The organism is Novosphingobium sp. (assembly GCF_036803765.1).
Classification (GTDB): Bacteria; Pseudomonadota; Alphaproteobacteria; order Sphingomonadales; family Sphingomonadaceae; genus Novosphingobium.
The window spans coordinates 37,418-53,975 of sequence record NZ_DAIRTS010000008.1 but is presented as its reverse complement, the minus strand read 5'-3'; the positions used below and the strand labels follow the sequence as shown (position 1 = coordinate 53,975).

General features: G+C 66.8%; 13 protein-coding genes and 1 pseudogene. 3 read left to right on the top strand and 11 right to left on the bottom strand.

Going from position 1 to position 16,558, the window contains the following annotated elements; all coding sequences use genetic code 11:
* Positions 1 to 1,122: a DUF1624 domain-containing protein gene (locus V7Q48_RS07230; protein WP_333837361.1), complete on the top strand. Its 1,122-nt coding sequence runs from the start codon at positions 1 to 3 to the stop codon at positions 1,120 to 1,122.
* 102 nt (positions 1,123 to 1,224) lie between these two features.
* Here the strand turns inward: V7Q48_RS07230 and V7Q48_RS07225 are convergent, their stop codons facing one another.
* A complete protein-coding gene (locus tag V7Q48_RS07225; RefSeq protein WP_333837192.1) occupies positions 1,225 to 1,527 on the bottom strand; it encodes a nucleotidyltransferase family protein in 303 nt (100 codons plus the stop codon).
* Positions 1,524 to 1,952 (bottom strand): HI0074 family nucleotidyltransferase substrate-binding subunit, encoded by a 429-nt coding sequence (locus tag V7Q48_RS07220; protein WP_333837191.1) that lies wholly within the window; start codon positions 1,950 to 1,952, stop codon positions 1,524 to 1,526. Before V7Q48_RS07220 ends, V7Q48_RS07225 begins: the two co-directional genes overlap by 4 nt.
* A gap of 383 nt (positions 1,953 to 2,335) precedes the next feature.
* Here V7Q48_RS07220 and V7Q48_RS07215 point away from each other — a divergent pair, with 383 nt between their 5' ends.
* Positions 2,336 to 5,464, top strand: a complete 3,129-nt coding sequence (locus V7Q48_RS07215) for a DEAD/DEAH box helicase (protein WP_333837189.1) — start codon at positions 2,336 to 2,338, stop codon at positions 5,462 to 5,464.
* A 93-nt stretch (positions 5,465 to 5,557) separates the two neighbouring features.
* Here V7Q48_RS07215 and V7Q48_RS07210 read toward each other — a convergent pair.
* Positions 5,558 to 5,982 (bottom strand): annotated as a pseudogene (locus tag V7Q48_RS07210) (DUF3597 domain-containing protein).
* Positions 5,983 to 6,117: 135 nt separating this feature from the next.
* On the opposite strand from V7Q48_RS07210, the gene V7Q48_RS07205 reads away from it, so the two are divergent.
* A complete protein-coding gene (locus V7Q48_RS07205) occupies positions 6,118 to 6,681 on the top strand; it encodes a DUF4142 domain-containing protein (protein ID WP_333837187.1) in 564 nt (187 codons plus the stop codon).
* Positions 6,682 to 6,750: 69 nt separating this feature from the next.
* Here V7Q48_RS07205 and V7Q48_RS07200 read toward each other — a convergent pair whose 3' ends face one another.
* The 8 genes from V7Q48_RS07200 to V7Q48_RS07165 form a co-directional block, all read right to left on the bottom strand.
* Positions 6,751 to 8,070 (bottom strand): family 1 glycosylhydrolase, encoded by a 1,320-nt coding sequence (locus tag V7Q48_RS07200; RefSeq protein WP_333837186.1) that lies wholly within the window; start codon positions 8,068 to 8,070, stop codon positions 6,751 to 6,753.
* A gap of 23 nt (positions 8,071 to 8,093) precedes the next feature.
* Positions 8,094 to 8,954 (bottom strand): alpha/beta hydrolase, encoded by an 861-nt coding sequence (locus V7Q48_RS07195; protein ID WP_333837185.1) that lies wholly within the window; start codon positions 8,952 to 8,954, stop codon positions 8,094 to 8,096.
* Between the two features lie 88 nt (positions 8,955 to 9,042).
* The gene (locus V7Q48_RS07190; protein ID WP_333837184.1) at positions 9,043 to 11,322 is read right to left on the bottom strand and encodes a TonB-dependent receptor; all 2,280 of its coding nucleotides are present in this window, start codon (positions 11,320 to 11,322) and stop codon (positions 9,043 to 9,045) included.
* 73 nt (positions 11,323 to 11,395) lie between these two features.
* The gene (locus V7Q48_RS07185; RefSeq protein ID WP_333837183.1) at positions 11,396 to 12,229 is read right to left on the bottom strand and encodes a fumarylacetoacetate hydrolase family protein; all 834 of its coding nucleotides are present in this window, start codon (positions 12,227 to 12,229) and stop codon (positions 11,396 to 11,398) included.
* 102 nt (positions 12,230 to 12,331) lie between these two features.
* On the bottom strand, positions 12,332 to 13,255 hold the full coding sequence (locus V7Q48_RS07180; RefSeq protein ID WP_333837182.1) for a VOC family protein: 924 nt from the start codon (positions 13,253 to 13,255) through the stop codon (positions 12,332 to 12,334).
* Positions 13,252 to 13,686 (bottom strand): GlcG/HbpS family heme-binding protein, encoded by a 435-nt coding sequence (locus V7Q48_RS07175; RefSeq protein WP_333837181.1) that lies wholly within the window; start codon positions 13,684 to 13,686, stop codon positions 13,252 to 13,254. Before V7Q48_RS07175 ends, V7Q48_RS07180 begins: the two co-directional genes overlap by 4 nt.
* Positions 13,683 to 15,212 carry a bifunctional 3-(3-hydroxy-phenyl)propionate/3-hydroxycinnamic acid hydroxylase gene (locus V7Q48_RS07170; protein ID WP_333837180.1) on the bottom strand — a complete coding sequence of 510 codons (1,530 nt, stop codon included), beginning with the start codon at positions 15,210 to 15,212 and terminating at the stop codon, positions 13,683 to 13,685. The genes V7Q48_RS07175 and V7Q48_RS07170 overlap by 4 nt, the downstream gene beginning before the upstream one ends.
* Positions 15,213 to 16,445 (bottom strand): amidohydrolase family protein, encoded by a 1,233-nt coding sequence (locus tag V7Q48_RS07165; protein WP_333837179.1) that lies wholly within the window; start codon positions 16,443 to 16,445, stop codon positions 15,213 to 15,215.
* Positions 16,446 to 16,558: the final 113 nt, after the last annotated feature.

Sequence of the window (16,558 nt, the reverse complement as noted above, 5' to 3'; positions counted from 1 at the left end):
ATGCAGAGTATCGACGCGCTCCGCGGCTTCGTCATGGTGCTGATGCTGCTCGATCACCTGCGCGAAACCTGGTTCCTGCACGTGGCCATGCCCGATCCGATCGATGCAAGGACGGCGCTGCCGGCACTGTATCTGGCCCGTCTCGCGGTGAGCCTGTGCGCGCCGGTCTTCGTGGTGCTGACGGGCGTGTCGGCCTTCCTGTACGGCACGCGGCACACGCTGGCTCAAACGCGGACCTTTCTGCTGAAGCGAGGCCTCGTGCTGATGGCGCTGGAGGTCTGCTTCCTGTCGGAGCTTTACTGGGGCATCGCCAACCCCACGTTCTGGCTGCAGGTGATCTGGTGCATCGGCATCTGCATGATCGTGCTCGCGGCGCTGATCGGGCTACCCCGGTGGGCCCTGCTCAGCCTTGGACTACTGATCGTGTGTGGGCACAATCTCCTCGACGCCATCCATCTCCACCCTGACCAGCCGCTGTTTCCGCTCTGGGCCATGCTGCATCAGCGCGACGTCATCGCACTACCATTCGGCCTGGTCGCCAAGACGACTTATCCGGTGCTGCCATGGATCGGCGTGATCGCGATCGGTTACGGAATTGGTCCATGGTTCCTGCCGGGCGTTGCCGTTCGCACGCGGGCGCGGCGCCTGGTCGGGATCGGTGTCGCGATGCTCGCCGCGTTCCTCCTGATCCGCTTGGGCAACGGCTATGGCGACGCCGCATGGTTCATCGTCGCGGACAGTCCCATGCGAACAGCGATGAGCTTCTTCGCGCTCACCAAATATCCGCCATCGCTCCTGTTCCTGCTGCTGACGCTGGGGTGCGGAGCCTTGCTGCTCGCCGTGTTCGAGCAGTTGGGCGATGGCAAGCTCATCGCGGCCCTGGCGGTCTTCGGTGGCGCCCCGATGTTCTTCTACCTCTTTCACCTCACCGTGCTGCGCGTGTTGTACCATTCCGCTTTCGCGATCTGGGGCGCGACGCAAGGTGCGACCTTCGGCGTGGCCAGCTACGGCTGGGTGCTTCTCTGGTATCTGTGCCTGATCATTCCGCTCTATCTTCCGACGGCATGGTTCTCCCGCTTCAAGGCATCGCGCCGGGACATCGCCTGGTTGAAGTACCTGTGACGGGCCGAGGCAGCAGGGGCGCGGGCGGGTACGCTGGCTCTCTGCTCGAACGGTGGATTGTGACCAAGGAACCGGCGCGACTGGGCCTTGGCTTTCGATGAATCACGGCCACAGCGGCACTTTGCCGGCGTCGATGATCGCACCGAAGCGTTGGTCGACCGTGGCGCGATCGACGAGATCGACCTTCCAGGGCAGCGCGCTTTCGTCAAACGCTTCAGCGAGGCACGCCATCAAGTCCAGCGACAAGGGGCCATCCGCGCATAGCACGAGGTCCAAGTCGGACCACGGCTTCGCCGTGCCTGTTGCACGGCTACCGAAAACATCGACCCGAACGCCCGACGGCAGGTGCCGGGCCAATATTGCCGTCACCGCCGCGCGTTCAGCAGGCGTCAGCGCCAGGCTCACCGGTGCGCTCCGCCTGCTGCCTCGAGCCGTGCTACCAGCCCCTCGGCTTCGCTCAGAAACGAAGGGATCTCGGCGGCCACCTGGAGCGCTTTGGTTTCATCGTAAGTATGTGAGGTGATGTTGCGCATCTCGCGCCAGGTACGCCAACGCGGCCAATCCGCGCCTGTAAGCCCCTGCTCGACCGCCGTGCGGATGAGTGTCGGAAAGGTCATCCGGTCGACCTCCTCGGGATTGGCAGAGCCTGCTTCGATCGTGCGCCGGATCATCTTGTGGGCCAGATCATAGGTGAACTCGAAGCGTTGCATCAGGCCGTCGCGGATCTGACTGTCGCTCTCGTCGATATGATAGCGCAGCAGCCCCTCGCGAAGTCGGGTCACGGCCCGATCGAGCGGCGTGAAATCGAGTGCGGGTGGTTCGATCGACATACCAACTCCCATGCCAGAGCGCGGGGGGCGGGGGCAAGCCGCGCCTGTGCCTGCGCATGGCGCTGGCCCTCATGCCCCGCCTCCTCGGCGGTCGATATGCATTCACCTTCGCAGTGCGGCGAACGGCGGAAAAAGCCGATATCGTAAGAGCATTCTCTTGCATCTTATCCTCTGGCCACTTGGCACGAAGCACCGCGAAAGCATTGTCAGACGACCTAAATTCGGCCGATCGAGGCACCAACGGCATCGCCTCTCGTTCCTTGCTTCTCACTGTGCCCGAGGAGCCGCTGCTTGGAAAAATTTGCCCTTGGGGCCGAGGCCGTATCGCTTTCGGATGCCAGCCCCCCAATCGCGACAGATGAAGCGCTCCGGGGAGCAGCGCGATGACGGATCTGCCGGGGCTGGGAGAAAACGTCCTGACGCTGATCGACGGCTTGCGGGCCGGCGACATCCTTTGTCTCACGGACGATGACCAGGAGGCCGAGGCGCTGGCTGCGGCTCTTGCAGCGCTGGTGCCTGATGCCGGTGTCGTCTACGTGCCGTCGAGCGATACCTTGCCGGGCGACCGTGCGCCCGCGTCGCCTGCCAATATCGGGCACCGGGTCTCCGCGCTGCGAGCGCTGCGCGGACTTGTCGTCGATGATGCTCGTCCGCGTCTTGCCGTGCTAATGAGCGGCGAGGCCGCGGCACGCCTATATCCGCCGCCATCGGCCTTCGACGCCGCACCGCCGACCTTGCGGACAGGCGATGCGATCGACGTTGCGGCTTTTTCCGATGACATGGAAGCGCTGGGCTATGTCACCGACGACCGGGTCGACGAGCCGGGGGAGGTCGCGGTGCGCGGCGATGTCATCGACATCTTCCCGGCCGACGCGGGTCTCCCTGCGCGGATCGACGTCGCCGACGGCCAGATCACCGGTATCCGCCGCTACGACCCCGTGACGCAGCTGACCGAGGAGCCGTGCGAGGCGCTGGAGATCGGCCGGGCTACCGAGCCGGTTGCCGAGACCAGCGTGTCCATCCTCGCTCACCTAAAGCCGGGGCGTGTCTATCGATCGCCCAAGGCAGACAAGCGTCGCCAGCGTTTCATCCGGCTTGCCCAGCTCGCAGCCGGCAGTGGCGGGGCAATGATCGACGCTGTCGACGAAGACGACTGGTCGAAAGCACTCAAAGACTGGGAGCCAGTCACACCGGAGCAGGACGTTACGGCGGTCCCGCGCTTTGCCGAGCAGAAATCACCGCTGCGTGCGTTGCAGCGCTTTGCCGCGCCGCTGCGTGACGCCGGACGGCGCGTCCTGCTGGTCGGCAGCGAGCGCGATGTCCGGTTCCTCAGGCCCAAGCTCGCCAAGATCTTCAAGACCGAGGTTGCGACGCTCTCCTCGATCGGTGATCTGTCCGAACTGCCCAACGGGAGCGTCGCGGCGATCGTCGCCCCGATCGACCGGGGTGCGGTATCGCCAGACCTGGTCATGGTTGCGGCGGCCGATCTTCTGGGCAGCCGCGCAATCGTGGGGCCGGTCGCCGAGGGACACGCCGGGCTGCAACTGGCCAGCGGCGACGTGCGATCGGGCGATCTCGTCGTCCACGAGGACCACGGCGTCGGCCAGGTCATCGGTCTCGAGCCGGCGCCCGGCGACACTTGCGCCGAGTTCATCGTGCTCGAATATGCCGGCGGTCATCGCCGCCTGGTGCCGGCGCACGAGGCGGGTCGGCTGTGGCGCTATGGCGGGGACGGGGACGCGGTCAAGCTCGATACGCTCGACGGGTCGAGCTGGGACAAGCGGCGTGGCTCGATCGACGAGGCGGTCGCCGAAAGCGCGCGGGAACTGTTGCGCGTCGCCGAGGAACGGGGTCGCCTTGAGGCGCCCGTGATCGAGCCCGACCCGGCACGCTACGAGCAGTTCGTCGCGACCTTTCCCTTCAACGAGACCGCGGACCAGGCCCGCGCGATTCAGGCGGTGCGCGACGATCTGGCCTCGGGCCGCCCCATGGAACGGCTCATCATCGGCGACGTCGGCTATGGCAAGACCGAGGTCGCCCTGCGCGCAGCGGCACTCGCGGCGCTGGCCGGCTTCCAGGTCATCATGGCCGCCCCCACCACCGTTCTGGTGCGCCAGCATCTCCAGACCTTCCGGCGTCGCTTCGAAGGCATGGGCATCGAGATTGCCGGGCTCTCGCGGCTGTCCAGCGCTGCGGACAAGAAAGCCGCGAAGGCGGGGCTCGCCGACGGCTCGATCGGCATCGTCGTCGGCACCGCCGCGGTAATGGCCAAGGATGTCCGCTATGCGCGGCCCGGGCTCGTCATCATCGACGAGGAGCAGCGCTTCGGCGCGGCCGACAAGGCCAAGCTGCGCGGCCGCCCCGATATCCATCTGCTCACCATGAGCGCGACGCCGATACCCCGCACGCTGCACCGGGCGATGATCGGGCTGCAGCCGATCTCCGTAATCGCGACCCCGCCGGCGCGGCGACAGCCGATCCGCACCAGCCTTGCCACGCCCGATGATGCCATGATCCGCACCGCGCTGCTGCGCGAGCGGTCACGCGGCGGGCAGAGTTTCGTTGTCGTGCCGCGGATCGAGGACATTGCGCCGCTTGCCGAGCGTCTGGCCCGCGTGGTTCCCGATCTCGCGCTGATCATCGCGCACGGCAAGATGCCGGCGGCCGACATCGATGACGCCATGGTCCGCTTCGCCGATGGCGAGGGCGATGTCCTTCTGGCGACCAACATCATCGAGGCGGGGCTCGACGTGCCGCGCGCCAATACCATGATCGTCTGGCGCGCCGACCGCTTCGGGCTCGCGCAGCTACACCAGTTGCGCGGGCGGGTCGGGCGCGGCAACCGGCGCGGGCAGGTCATCCTGTTGACCGAGGGCGACGACATCGCCGAGCGCACAATGAAGCGCCTGCGCACGCTCGCCAACTTTGGCGGCCTTGGCGCCGGGTTCCAGATCAGCGCCGCCGATCTCGACCAGCGTGGTGCCGGGGATCCGCTGGCGGACACGCAGGCGGGCCACATGAAGCTCGTCGGCGTCGACCTGTACCAGCATCTTTTCGAAGCCGCGCTGCGCCAGGCCCAGGGCAAGGACCCGGGCCTGTGGGCGCCGGACCTCAACCTGGGCGACACCGGCGGTCTGCCCGCCGCCTGGATACCCGAGCCGGATATCCGGCTGAGTCTTTACGTCCGGCTGGCGCGCATCAGAGACGAGGGTGAGCTGACGTCGTTCGAGGAGGAAATTTCCGACAGGTTCGGCGCGCCACCGGCTCCGGCCGCACGCCTGCTGGCAGCGGCGCGGGTCGGCATGCTTGCCCGGACGGCCGGCGTGGCGCGGATCGACGCCGGCCCCGCCGCGATCGCCGTCACGCCGCGGGACGGTGCGTTGCAGGCGCCCGATGACATCCCGCTTGTCAAAAAGAACGGCCGGTGGGTGTGGAAGACGCCGACGGACGACGAAGACCGGCTGGCGCGCGTGACGGACCTGCTGGAGGCGCTGGCCTCGACCGATAGCTGAAGGGAACCCATCCTTACCGGAATGGTGAGGATAGCCATTGCCCGGATGCTCCAGCACACGCATCGGCGCGCTGGAGCATCTGGGTCCGATCGCTTACTGGCGCAGGCTGTCCGGCACGAGACCGCCGTTTTCGGCGAGCTTGTCCATTACCGCCCGGTGCAGGGCGATGTTCTGCTCGGCTGACCCGTCGTCGCCGGCATGGACGCCCAATTCCTGCGCGAGCTCCTTGCGGGCCGACAGGCTGGAATCGAGATCGAGCAGTTTCAACAGGTCGACGATCGAGGTCTTGTAGTTGCCGCCGTGGCCATCCTTCATCGATGCCATGGTCTCGAGCACCTGACCCACGTCCACCTGCTGTGCCGGTGCAGCGGAGGTCTCCGCTGCGGGCGATGCCGTCGGTGCAGGCTGGGCAGGGGCAGGGGCCGGTGCCGCCGGGGCAGGGGAGGCGCAGGGCTCGGAGCGGCCTTGGCGCTGTCGTGATGGAAGATCTTGCCCAGGATGTTTCCGAAGATGCTCATAGCTCGCTCCTGCTTTCTTGCCGTGGGTTAGCCTCGTGGCATTTGTTGCGCAGGGACCGAACCCGTCAGGAACGCCGCGAGGCCTGCGTCCGTTAATGGGCAGACATTCCATCTGGTTCCGCTTGGAGTAGGCCCATGAAGCATTCCGTTCTCGTCGTCGTCTCGATCGCCGCACTGAGCCTTGCGGGGTGCGGCAAGAAGGCCGACGCGCCCATGCCTTCCGATTCGGCTACTGCGACCGACACTGCGATGACCGCGCCGTCGGCCACCGCGACCGCGACCCCTGGCCAGATGTTCGCCGACACGGCGGCGGCCAGCGACATGTTCGAGATCGAAACCTCCAAGCTCGCGGCGACCAAGGCGCAGTCGGCCAAGGTCAAGCGTTTCGCCGAAGAGATGATCAAGGCGCACACGGATTCGACGGCACAGCTCAAGACGGCTGCCGCCGCTGCCTCGCCCGCAATCACGCCGGCCGCCGCCGTGACCCCCGCGCAGCAAAAGACCCTCGATGATTTGTCGGCCAAGTCGGGTGCCGATTTCGACCAGGCCTATGCCGACGCGCAGCGGACCGGTCATCAAGCGACGCTCGATGCCTTGAAGGCCTATTCGGCGTCGGGCGACGTGCCGTCGTTGAAGGCCTTCGCGACAAAGATGGTGCCGATCGTCACGGGCCATCTCAACATGGCGAAGAGCCTTTAATTCCAGGATGTCGAAGCGCCGGATGGCACGCGCCTGAGCAAACGCGCGCGCCATCCTGCGCCGCAGACATCACACCCGGTTGGCGCGCGCGATGCTGCCAAGCACCGCCGCGCTGGGCTTGGGCGTGCGTGCAAAGGTGACGGGGTCATAGCTGGCCAGGCCGAACTTGGGCTTGTAGCCGAAGACCCATTCGAAATTGTCGATCAGGGACCAGTGGCAATAGCCCATGACCGGCACGCCATCGTCGATGGCATGGTTCAGATCCCGCAGCGCGGCCGGGATGAGGGCCGCCCGCACCGTGTCGTCGTCGGTGCCGACGCCGTGCTCGGACACGAGGATCGGAACGCCCGTCGCTTGATGGGCATAACGCACCGCGCCCGCCAGCGAGGGGGCGTAGACTTCGCTGCCCGACCAGTTGCGTACCGCGTCCGCCGGGGCGGGTAGCCGGCCTTGCGGCCCCCACAGTGCGCGCTCGTAGTTCTGGACACCGAGGAATTCGTCGCCCTTCGCCACGTCGAGCCAAGCTCCGTACATCTGCTGACGACGCGCGTCGCGCAGGGAATTTCTGCCGACCGCCTGGTCGTCCATCATCGCCAGTGACAGGCCGACCGGCAGGTGCGGTGCTGCGGCCTTGATCGCGGCGCGGCCGGCCTTGTGTGCGGCGAGCAGGCCCTTCTGCAAGTCGGGCAGGTCGTCCAGTCCGGCGACATTGGCGCTGAGGAAGCGCGGCACACCCAGCCGCTTGGCCGCCGTCTCCAGCGTCAGTTTCTCGATCTTCCACAGCTCTGCCGGGACATTGGCGTTTTGCAGCAGCAACATGATGTTGGGTTCGTTGAAGGTGATAGCCGCGTGGATACGGTCCCCGATCGCGCGCGCCACCTTCTCGGCATAGCGGGCAAAAAGGTCGGCACTTTCCGGATTGCTCCAGCCGCCTTGGGCACTGAACCAGAGCGGGGCGGAGAAGTGGCTGAACGTCACCACCGGGGTCAGGGCACGCGCGCGGCAGCCGTCGACGATGCGTGCATAATGGTCGATCATCGCCTGCGAGAACTGGCCCTTGGCCGGCTCGATCCGCGCCCATTCCACGCCAAAGCGATAGGCGTTGAGCCCGATGCCGCGCGCCAGATCGAGGTCCTGCTCCCACAACAGGAAGCTGTTGGCGGCATCGCCCGACGGCTCCTTGAACACGGTCGGTTGCTGATGTTCGAGGTACCACAGATCGCTGGCGGTATTGTTGCCCTCGATCTGGTGCGGCGCGGTGGAGGCGCCCCACAGGAAACCCTTCGGAAATTCCGGCGAAGCGGTTGCCCTTGCAGCGCGGGCGAGGGCAGGGGCGGCGCTCGCGCCCAGCGCGGCGGCGCCGGCGAGCAGGCTGCGACGGTCGATCATCGGTCTCTCCGTGGAACAGGGGGTTAGGCGCAGGTCTCGCGCACAAAATCGAGAATCTCGTCGGCCAGGCGGCGGTCTTCGCTGCCAAGATGCATGGCCATCGAATAATGGTTGTGGCCCGAGGCGACATGGCCGCGCGGCATCGTGCCGTGGCGGTCGAGCCTGGCCTGCATGAGGCCTAGGAACTCGGCCTGGAAGCGTGGCGGATCGAACTCGGCAACCGCCACCAGAAGCGGGATGGCAGTTTCGGTGAGGGCCTGGCCCGGCGCGCGTTCGGCCTGACGATCCTGTGGCCCGTAATAGGCCATGTCGCGTGGATCGAGGGGCGTGTGGCCATAGAGGCCCGACAGCAGGACCGCGCCGCGAACGGCAAGGTCGGGGCGAAGCCGGATCGCCCCTGCCACATGAACGGCACCGGCCGACGTACCCATCAGCACGATCCGGTTCGGATCGCCACCATGCTGCGCCACATTGGCGGCCAGCCAGTCGAGTGCGGCCAGCACGTCTTCGGACCCTGCCGGCCACGTGTGATCGGGGGCTAGGCGATAGTTGATGACCACGCCGACCATGCCGGCCTCTGCCGCCATGCGGCCGACCGCGGCATTGGGCCAGCCATCAGCAGCATTGCTGCCCTTGTCACCGCGCAGGAAGCCACCACCGTGGACGAAGACCAGGACCGGTGCGTGCAGGGCGTCGGGCGCTGCATAAATGTCGAGCCGATGGCGTTCGTGCGGCCCGTAGGCGCAATCGGCGGCGCGCACCGGCATGCGGCGAGCCAGCGCCTGCTGGGATGCGTCGAACAGGCCACGCACAGCGCCGAGCATGTCGGGGGTGAGCGTGGTGCCCATGGCGGCGATGGACGCACGCGTTGTTGCAAAGGGCATGTTTGGCTCTCCCCGAGGGCAGGATAAGGCGTGTTGACGCGGCCGGTCACTCACCCGCCAGGGCAGAGACCGGCCGCCTCAGGCCGGGTCAGAACTTGCCGTCGAGCGACAGGCCCACCGAGCGGAACGACTGCGGACCATAGATCGCGCCAACATTGGCTGCCCCGTTGTAAGGGAAGCCCGACTGGAACAGCGACGGTTCATGCACGTCGAACAGGTTGCGGGCGAAGACCGCGATGGTGAAGCGCTCGTCGGCGGTGCGCACGCCAAGGCGTCCACCCACCGTCCAGTGCGGCACGAATGTCGATTCCACCAGCGAGTTCGCCTCGTAGCGGATGCGCGACTTCCATACGGCGTCGACCGCGAGGAAGCCCTTCATCGTGTCGCCCAGGTCATGGCTGTATTCGCCCGACACGGTGAACTTGTACTTGGGCGCATAGGCCAGTTGGGTGTTGCCGATGTTGGTGCCGTCGGTACCGATGAAGCCCTTGGGATACGTCGCCTTGGCGTAAATGAAGCCGGTGTTGAGCGATAGGTCCTTGGTAACCTTGCCGAACAGGTTGATTTCCGCGCCCCGCGACTTGACGCCGTCGATGTTGCGCTGGACGCACGAGATTACCGCGTTGGCGTCGATCGTGCATTGCTGTGCCTGGAAATTGTCGATCTTCTGATAGAACAGGTTGGCGTCGAGCACCCAGCTGCGAAGGAGTGTGGTCTTGAAGCCCACCTCATACGAGGTCGGGATTTCGGGCAGGACGACGTAGGGTGCCGCGCCCGATGGCGTGGCGATCTGGCCGCCCTTGAAGCCGCGGGCAACGGTCGCATAGGCCATGGTGCGGGGATCGAGGTCGTATTGCAGGCCGCCCTTCCAGGAAACCTTGCCGACGTGGAGGCGGGTATAGGAGCCGATTGCCGTGCCAGCGTTATTCTGCAAGGCCAGCGATAGGACATCGTCGGTATAGCGGCCACCGGCGATCACGCGCAGCTTATCCCCGAGGTGGATCGTTGCCTGGCCGAATGCGGCAATCGATTCATCGACGACCTTGTAGGCATTGGTCGTGCTCGAGAACACGGGGATGATGACGCCCGGCGCCGGCGCCAGCGCCACCGATACGGTTTCGGGCTGGCGCTTCATCACCTGGCGCGAATAGAACCCGCCGAGCGTATATTCGATCGTCTGGCTGGCGGGCGAGCTGATCCGCAACTCCTGTGTGAAGAGGTCCGTCGGGCGATCGACCGCCGAGTTGTGCACCTGCAGCTCGAGCGGGTCGGCGCGGAAGACGTTGGTGGCGGCGCCCAGGCCGTCCTCATGCGTCGAGCGATAGGCGGTGATCGAGGTCAGCGTGAACGGTGCGAACTGGTAGTCGAGCTGGAGGGATGCACCGCCGGTCTTGATCTGGTCGGTGTACTGCTCGGCCGTGCAATAGTTGCGGTTTCCGCGCGCCGCCACGATTCCGCACTTCGCAAGGTTGGCAGTCACGTTGTCGGGGATCGGGAACGGCGTGGGCAGCGGCAGGATGCCGGGGCCATCGGCCTTCACGAAAGTGAAGAAGTTGCCGCCGTTGACCAGGCGCGCGCTGCTGAAATCACCGATCAGGTTGAGCGTCAGCTTGTCGGTCGGCTCCCACAGGAAGCGACCGCGCATGCCGATCGTCTCGGTCTTGTCGTACTTGCCGGTGGTGAGGTTGTAATCGGGGCCCTGGCGCAGGTTGGTATAGCCCGAGACGCGCAGCGCTGCGTTCTGTGCAACCGGCACGTTGACCATGCCCTGGACCACCTGGTTGCCCGACTTGGATCCGGCGAAGCCCGCGGCCGACAGTTCGGTGCGCATGCGGACCGAGACCTTGTCGAATTCGGGCTTGTTGGTGGTGATGTTGATGACGCCCGCCGACGTCGTCAGGCCGAACAGGGTGCCCTGCGGCCCCTTGAGCACTTCGATGCGCGCCACGTCGAACAGGTCGGAGATATTGGCGTTACCCTGGCTGACCTGGTCGACGACGATACCCACCGAGGCCACCGCCCCGGGCGAGAAGGTCTGGGTGCCGATCCCGCGGATCGCACCGCCGCCGCCGGTGTTCTGCCCGGGCGCCGACTGGATCTCAAGGCTGGGCGCGATGCGATTGAGATCGTTGACGGTGTTCACCTGCTGGCGCTCGAGCTGGTCGGCACCGGCGACGGTGATCGAGATCGGAACCTCGGTGACCTTCTCGGCGCGGCGCTGGGCGGTCACGATGATTTCGGACGCGCCAGTATCCGCCTGCCCGGTTCCGGCCTGGGGTGCGTTGGCAGCAGTCTGTGCCAGCGCCGGGCTGGCGAACACGGTCAGCGACAGGCCGGCGAGCAAGGCGGCACGGTGATGGATAGTCATGGTCTCTCCCCTCATGTTTGGTTTTGGGTATCCGGCGCGCCGTCGGGGACGCGCGCGCCGTGCAAGCGTTGGATCAGATTTCGTCGATGACGGGATTGGTGAGCGTGCCGATCGTACCGACCGAGATTTCGCAGACGTCGCCCGCTTTCATGTAGAGCGGCGGCGTGCGCTTGTCGCCGACCCCGCCCGGCGTGCCGGTGACGATCACGTCGCCCGGCTCGAGCGGGGTGAAGGTCGAGCAATACTCGATGACGAAAGCGATATCCCAGATCATGTCGCTGACCGGTTGGTCCTGCACCAGTTCGCCATTGAGGCGGGTCTGGACGCGCTGGCTGCCGAGGTCGTCGACTTCGTCGGGCAGCACCAGCGCCGGACCGAACGCGCCGGTGTCCGGATAGTTCTTTCCCGGGGTGAACTGGATGTTGTGGCGCTGCCAGTCGCGGGCCGAGCCGTCGTTGAAAACCGAGTACCCGGCGATGTGCTGCGCGGCATCGGCGCGGGCGATGCGGCGGCCACCCTTGCCGATCACCACGGCCAGCTCGCCTTCATAGTCGAAGCGCGTCGTCTCGCGCGGGCGCACCAGCGGCTCGCCGTCGGCGATCAGGGTATCGGCCCAGCGGGTGAAGATCGCCGGGAATTCCTTCTGCTCGCGGCCGGTCTCGGCCACGTGGGTGGCATAGTTGAGGCCGACGCAGAGGATCTTGCCCGGGTTGGGCACGACCGGCAGCAGGCGGACATCGGCACGGGCGAAGGTGCCGGTGGCGGGGAGCGCCGCGAGGTCCTGGTCGAGCACGTCCTTGAGCCAGGCCGGTGCTCCGGGCGCGCCGAGGTCGTGGACGGTTTCACCGTCGAGGCGACCGAAGCTGGGGGTGCCATCCGGGCGGCGGAAGCTGATCAGGCGGGTCATGGGATCGGGATCTTTCCTGTGAAAGCTACGGGCAACGACGGGCGGGGCGGCAAGGGCCAGGGAAACACCGGCCAGGAAGCCGCGCCGGTCCGTCATGTCGGGTCACGACGCAGTGAGATCGGGGGCGGCGGGCGCAGGCGCCGCAGGGCCGGTTGCCTGCCAGTCGCGTCGAAAGCGGAACCGCTCCTCGGCTTTGCGCAATCCGTCGAAGTCCTTGTCGGAAATGCCCCACTGGTCGATGCGGTTGGGCGGCCAGGTCCAGTCCTCCGGCGCGCCGGCGACATAGTCCTCGGGCACCTTTTCGACGGCGGTGGAGTATTCGATCACCGGGCCGAACGGGGCGATATAATAGGCATAGACGTTGGCGCCGGGCCCATGGCGCCCAGGGCCCCAGGCCGGCGCATGGCCGTGATCGCGCATCCGGCCGATGCCGCGCATCACCGCATCGAGGTCTTCCATCTCGAACGCGATGTGGTTGAGGCTGGCAAACCCGGCACGCGCGAAGGCGGTGGAATGGTGGCTGTCGTTGCAGCGCACGAAGACCATGCCCTTGGTCCGGTCCGACACGCGAAAACCCAGCACGTCCTCGGCGGCGAGACCTGAGGCCTCGGCGTCGGCCGAGTTGAACACCACGTGCGTCAGCTTGACCGGCAGGTCGCGCCCCACGATCGGCGCCACTTCGCTGGTCCCCACGAGAAAGCGCAGCAATTCGCCCTCGGGCAGTTCGACGATGACACCCGTACCCGCGCCCGGGTCGGTGGAGATCGTCTCCGTCAGCGGCCAGCCACGCGCCGCCGCCTTACCGCGGATGTCGGCGAGTTCGGCATCACTGCACACGAAGGTGGTCGAACGGACGAATTCGTCGTCGGCCTTCTCGAAGGCGACGAGGTAGGGGTAGGGCCCAGAGCCGCGCAGGTAGTGCGTCTCGCCGCGCACCTCGCCCGGGGCCATGCCCCAGATGTCGAGCATGAAAAGGGCGGCGCCAGCCGGATCGGGAAGGGCGATTTCGATACTGCGCAGCTTCATGCCGGCGTCTCCTGATTGAAGCCGGCGGCGCGCAGGCCTGCCAGCACGCATTCCTCGTCGCAATCGCCGGTGTCGCCGCTTGCACCTGCGGCACCGATGACGCCGCCTTGCGCATCGCGGATGAGCACGCCGCCGGGCGAGAAGGCGATACCGCCGCCAAGCGCGACCGCAACGCTCTGGAAGAAGATGGGATTGCCCTTGGCGCGCTCGGCCAGCACGCGGGTGTCGTCACCCATGCCCAGCGCGCCGAGCGCCTTGGCGCGGGCGATGTCGAGCCGTGCGAACGTCGCGCCGTCCTCGCGGGCGAACGTCACCGGGTGGCCGCCTGCGTCAAGCACGATCACAGCCAGCGGCCTGGCGTTGCGGGCGCGAGCATTGCCGAGCGCGGCACCGAGCACGGTCTGCGCGGCGGCGAGGGTAAGCGGTGTCATGCCACGGTCTCCAGATCGAGGCCCAGCGCACGGTGGCTGGCGGCGAGAAGGGCCGTCGCAGATCCGCCGGCCGTGCCGAAAACGTAATGGTCGGGGCGAACCAGCACGGCATCGACGCCATGGTCGTCGAGCCACCGCACGACAGCGCCGCCATCGTCCAGCGCTCCGGCCGTGACGCGCGTGACGAAGGGAGAGGACCCCGCCACGCTGTCGTCACGGACGAAGAGCCGCCAGCCCTGTCCCGTCCGGTCGTCAAGCTTGCGACCGTCGCCGAGGATCGGCTGGATGAAGCGCACACCCGCCCCGGGCGTATCGTGCAGGACGAGCCCTGCGCGGATGGCAGGGATCAGATCATGCGCGGTCTCGCCCGCTTTCTGCGATGCCGCTGCGCGGATCGCGGTATCGCGCTCAGCGGCCTTGGCAGGATCGAGTTCGCAGATGTAGCGCCCGGCCGCGACCGCCGCGCCGATCACGCCGCGCACATGCGGATCGCGCTCGGGCTGGTAGGTGGAGAGGATCGTCGGATCGGCCCCGTCATTGACGATCGCTGCCATCTTCCACGCCAGGTTCGCCACATCGCGCAGGCCGTGGCACATGCCCTGGCCGAAGAACGGCGGTGTCTGGTGCGCGGCGTCGCCCGCCAGGAACACGTTGCCTGCCTGCCATTGCTCGGCAACCAGCCCATGGAAGCGATAGGTCGCGGCGCGCACGATGGTGTGCGGCACGTCCTTCATCCAGGCTTCGACCAGTTCGCCGACCTTGTCGGGCCGCATCATGATCTGATCGTCTTCGCCGGGGAGCAGCATAAATTCCCAGCGGCGATGGTTGCCGCGACCGGGGACGACGGTCGCCGGGCGGGCCGGATCGCACATCATGACCGACAGGCGCTGCAGGTCCGCGCCGGCAGGGACACCCGCGAGCGCCGGAAACGTGACCGGCCCTTCGACTTCGGCATCCACCACCAGCCACGGTTCCTCGAAATCGAGGTCGTCGAGTGCGATCCCCAGCGCCTTGCGCACCGGGCTGCGTGCGCCGTCCGCCGCTATCACCCAGCGTGCCGCAACGGTCCGGTCAGCGCCGTCGAGGTGGAAGCGAACGGTGACGGCGTCGTCATCCTGCTCAAGACCGGTGAAGGTGGCGCCGCGCAGCAACTCGATCGCCCCGCTGTCCGCAAAGGCTGCGCGCAAATGGCCTTCGAGTTCGGGCTGGTAGAAGAAGTAATCGTTGGACCAGCCGAACGGCTTGGGCTTGCCCACGGTCCCCATGTAGCGGATCACGCCGTGGTCGGCGCCGACGTGCAGATGTCCGTCGGTCGCGACCATGTCGTGCTGGACCCGGTCGATAACCCCGGCCGTCTGGAACAGGCGCATCATCTCGTGGTCGAGATGGACCGCGCGCGGCAGCGGATAGTGGTTGAGTTCCTTCTCGAGCACGACGACCGTCAGTCCCGCACGGCCAAGCAGGTTGGCAGCCAGCGCGCCGACCGGCCCGCAGCCGATCACCACGACATCACAATCCCGGTTCATTCAGGCCGCCTCGGCAGCGGCGGGCGCCTTGTGCAGTGCGCCGCCCTTCATGATCATGGCGAGACGTGCCGCATCCTGCAGGATGGCAACGTCCGCGGTGGGGTCGCCATCGACCAGCAGCAGGTCGGCCAGCCAGCCTTCGCGGACCTGCCCGACATCGAGCCCCATCAGCTCGCCGCCCAGCCGCGTCGCGGCAATCAAGGCTTCGGCCGGGGTGTACCCATAATGCGTGACGAAGTGCGCCAGATCGCGCGCATTGCGGCCGTTCGGGTTGAACGGGAAGCCATAGTCGCCGCCGATCAGGACCCGGACGCCGCCGGCCTTGAGCGCCGGCACCAGCTTCGCCTCGCGCTCGAGACGGTCGGCCGCGCTGGCCTTCATCGCGCTCATGTCGATGTGGGGCGGTGGCGTGGCCTCCAGCGCTCCGACCGAGACACCCGGACCCGGTGCGTAAAAGAAGCGGTCCTTTTCGGCGATCATCCGCGCCACGGTCGCGTCGTCGGCGTAGGAGGCATGGTAGATCACGCGTGCACCTGCATCGAGCGCGAGGTTCACGGCGTCAGGGTAATAAGCGTGGGCCGCGATCCACAGCCCCGCCTCGCGCGTCGCCTCGCGTGCCGCGATCATCTCGTCTTCGGTGTAAAGGACATGCTGCGCGGTGCCCGGCTTCAGCGCATCTTCGCCCGAAACCACCAGCTTGATCGACTGAACGCCGGCTTCGGCGCAGTGCTTGACGAAGCCGCGCATCGCATCGGCACCACGGCCGTTGAAGACGTTGCCGGTATCGACACCCTCGGCACCTTCCGGGCTGCGTTCGATCGTCGAGGGCACGAGGCGCGGGCCCGGTGTCTCGCCGGCCTCGATGGCGGCCGCGAGTTCGGGCTCGATCCCGTCGACGAGCGTGCCGGCGGAATAGAGGCTGGTGAACCCCTGGTCGAGAAGCACCCGCGCATTGCGCCAGGCCGCGACCTTGTGCTCCTCGGGCGGAAGAATGAACTGATGGTAGATCTTCTCGATCGAGGAGGCCCAGGTCAGATGCGTGTGCGCATCGACGAGGCCGGGCATCAGCGTGCGCCCATGGCCCTCGATGACCTGATCGACGGCTTCGGCATCGAGTGCGTCGGGAGTGTCGGCGACGCGGGAAATCCGGTCGCCCTCGATCAGCACGGCGCCGGGTCGCAGAGGCGATCCGCTCCCATCGAAAATCTGGACGTCGCGGATAAGGGTCCGCATCTGCACTCTCCCGCTGGCGGACATGAGGGGCGTCCGCGTCTTGCCCTTGGTTTGCCGCAGGAGTGGCATCGACGTAAAATACTATATACCTATTCCCCCATAGGTACTGACTA

What these genes read in the sequence shown, in the direction of transcription:
- V7Q48_RS07230 (WP_333837361.1), top strand. Translation starts at nt 1, where the DNA reads ATGCAGAGTATCGACGCGCTCCGCGGCTTCGTCATGGTGCTGATGCTG.
- V7Q48_RS07220 (WP_333837191.1), bottom strand. Translation starts at nt 1,952, where the DNA reads ATGTCGATCGAACCACCCGCACTCGATTTCACGCCGCTCGATCGGGCC.
- V7Q48_RS07215 (WP_333837189.1), top strand. Translation starts at nt 2,336, where the DNA reads ATGACGGATCTGCCGGGGCTGGGAGAAAACGTCCTGACGCTGATCGAC.
- V7Q48_RS07205 (WP_333837187.1), top strand. Translation starts at nt 6,118, where the DNA reads ATGAAGCATTCCGTTCTCGTCGTCGTCTCGATCGCCGCACTGAGCCTT.
- V7Q48_RS07200 (WP_333837186.1), bottom strand. Translation starts at nt 8,070, where the DNA reads ATGATCGACCGTCGCAGCCTGCTCGCCGGCGCCGCCGCGCTGGGCGCG.
- V7Q48_RS07195 (WP_333837185.1), bottom strand. Translation starts at nt 8,954, where the DNA reads ATGCCCTTTGCAACAACGCGTGCGTCCATCGCCGCCATGGGCACCACG.
- V7Q48_RS07190 (WP_333837184.1), bottom strand. Translation starts at nt 11,322, where the DNA reads ATGACTATCCATCACCGTGCCGCCTTGCTCGCCGGCCTGTCGCTGACC.
- V7Q48_RS07185 (WP_333837183.1), bottom strand. Translation starts at nt 12,229, where the DNA reads ATGACCCGCCTGATCAGCTTCCGCCGCCCGGATGGCACCCCCAGCTTC.
- V7Q48_RS07180 (WP_333837182.1), bottom strand. Translation starts at nt 13,255, where the DNA reads ATGAAGCTGCGCAGTATCGAAATCGCCCTTCCCGATCCGGCTGGCGCC.
- V7Q48_RS07175 (WP_333837181.1), bottom strand. Translation starts at nt 13,686, where the DNA reads ATGACACCGCTTACCCTCGCCGCCGCGCAGACCGTGCTCGGTGCCGCG.
- V7Q48_RS07170 (WP_333837180.1), bottom strand. Translation starts at nt 15,212, where the DNA reads ATGAACCGGGATTGTGATGTCGTGGTGATCGGCTGCGGGCCGGTCGGC.
- V7Q48_RS07165 (WP_333837179.1), bottom strand. Translation starts at nt 16,445, where the DNA reads ATGCGGACCCTTATCCGCGACGTCCAGATTTTCGATGGGAGCGGATCG.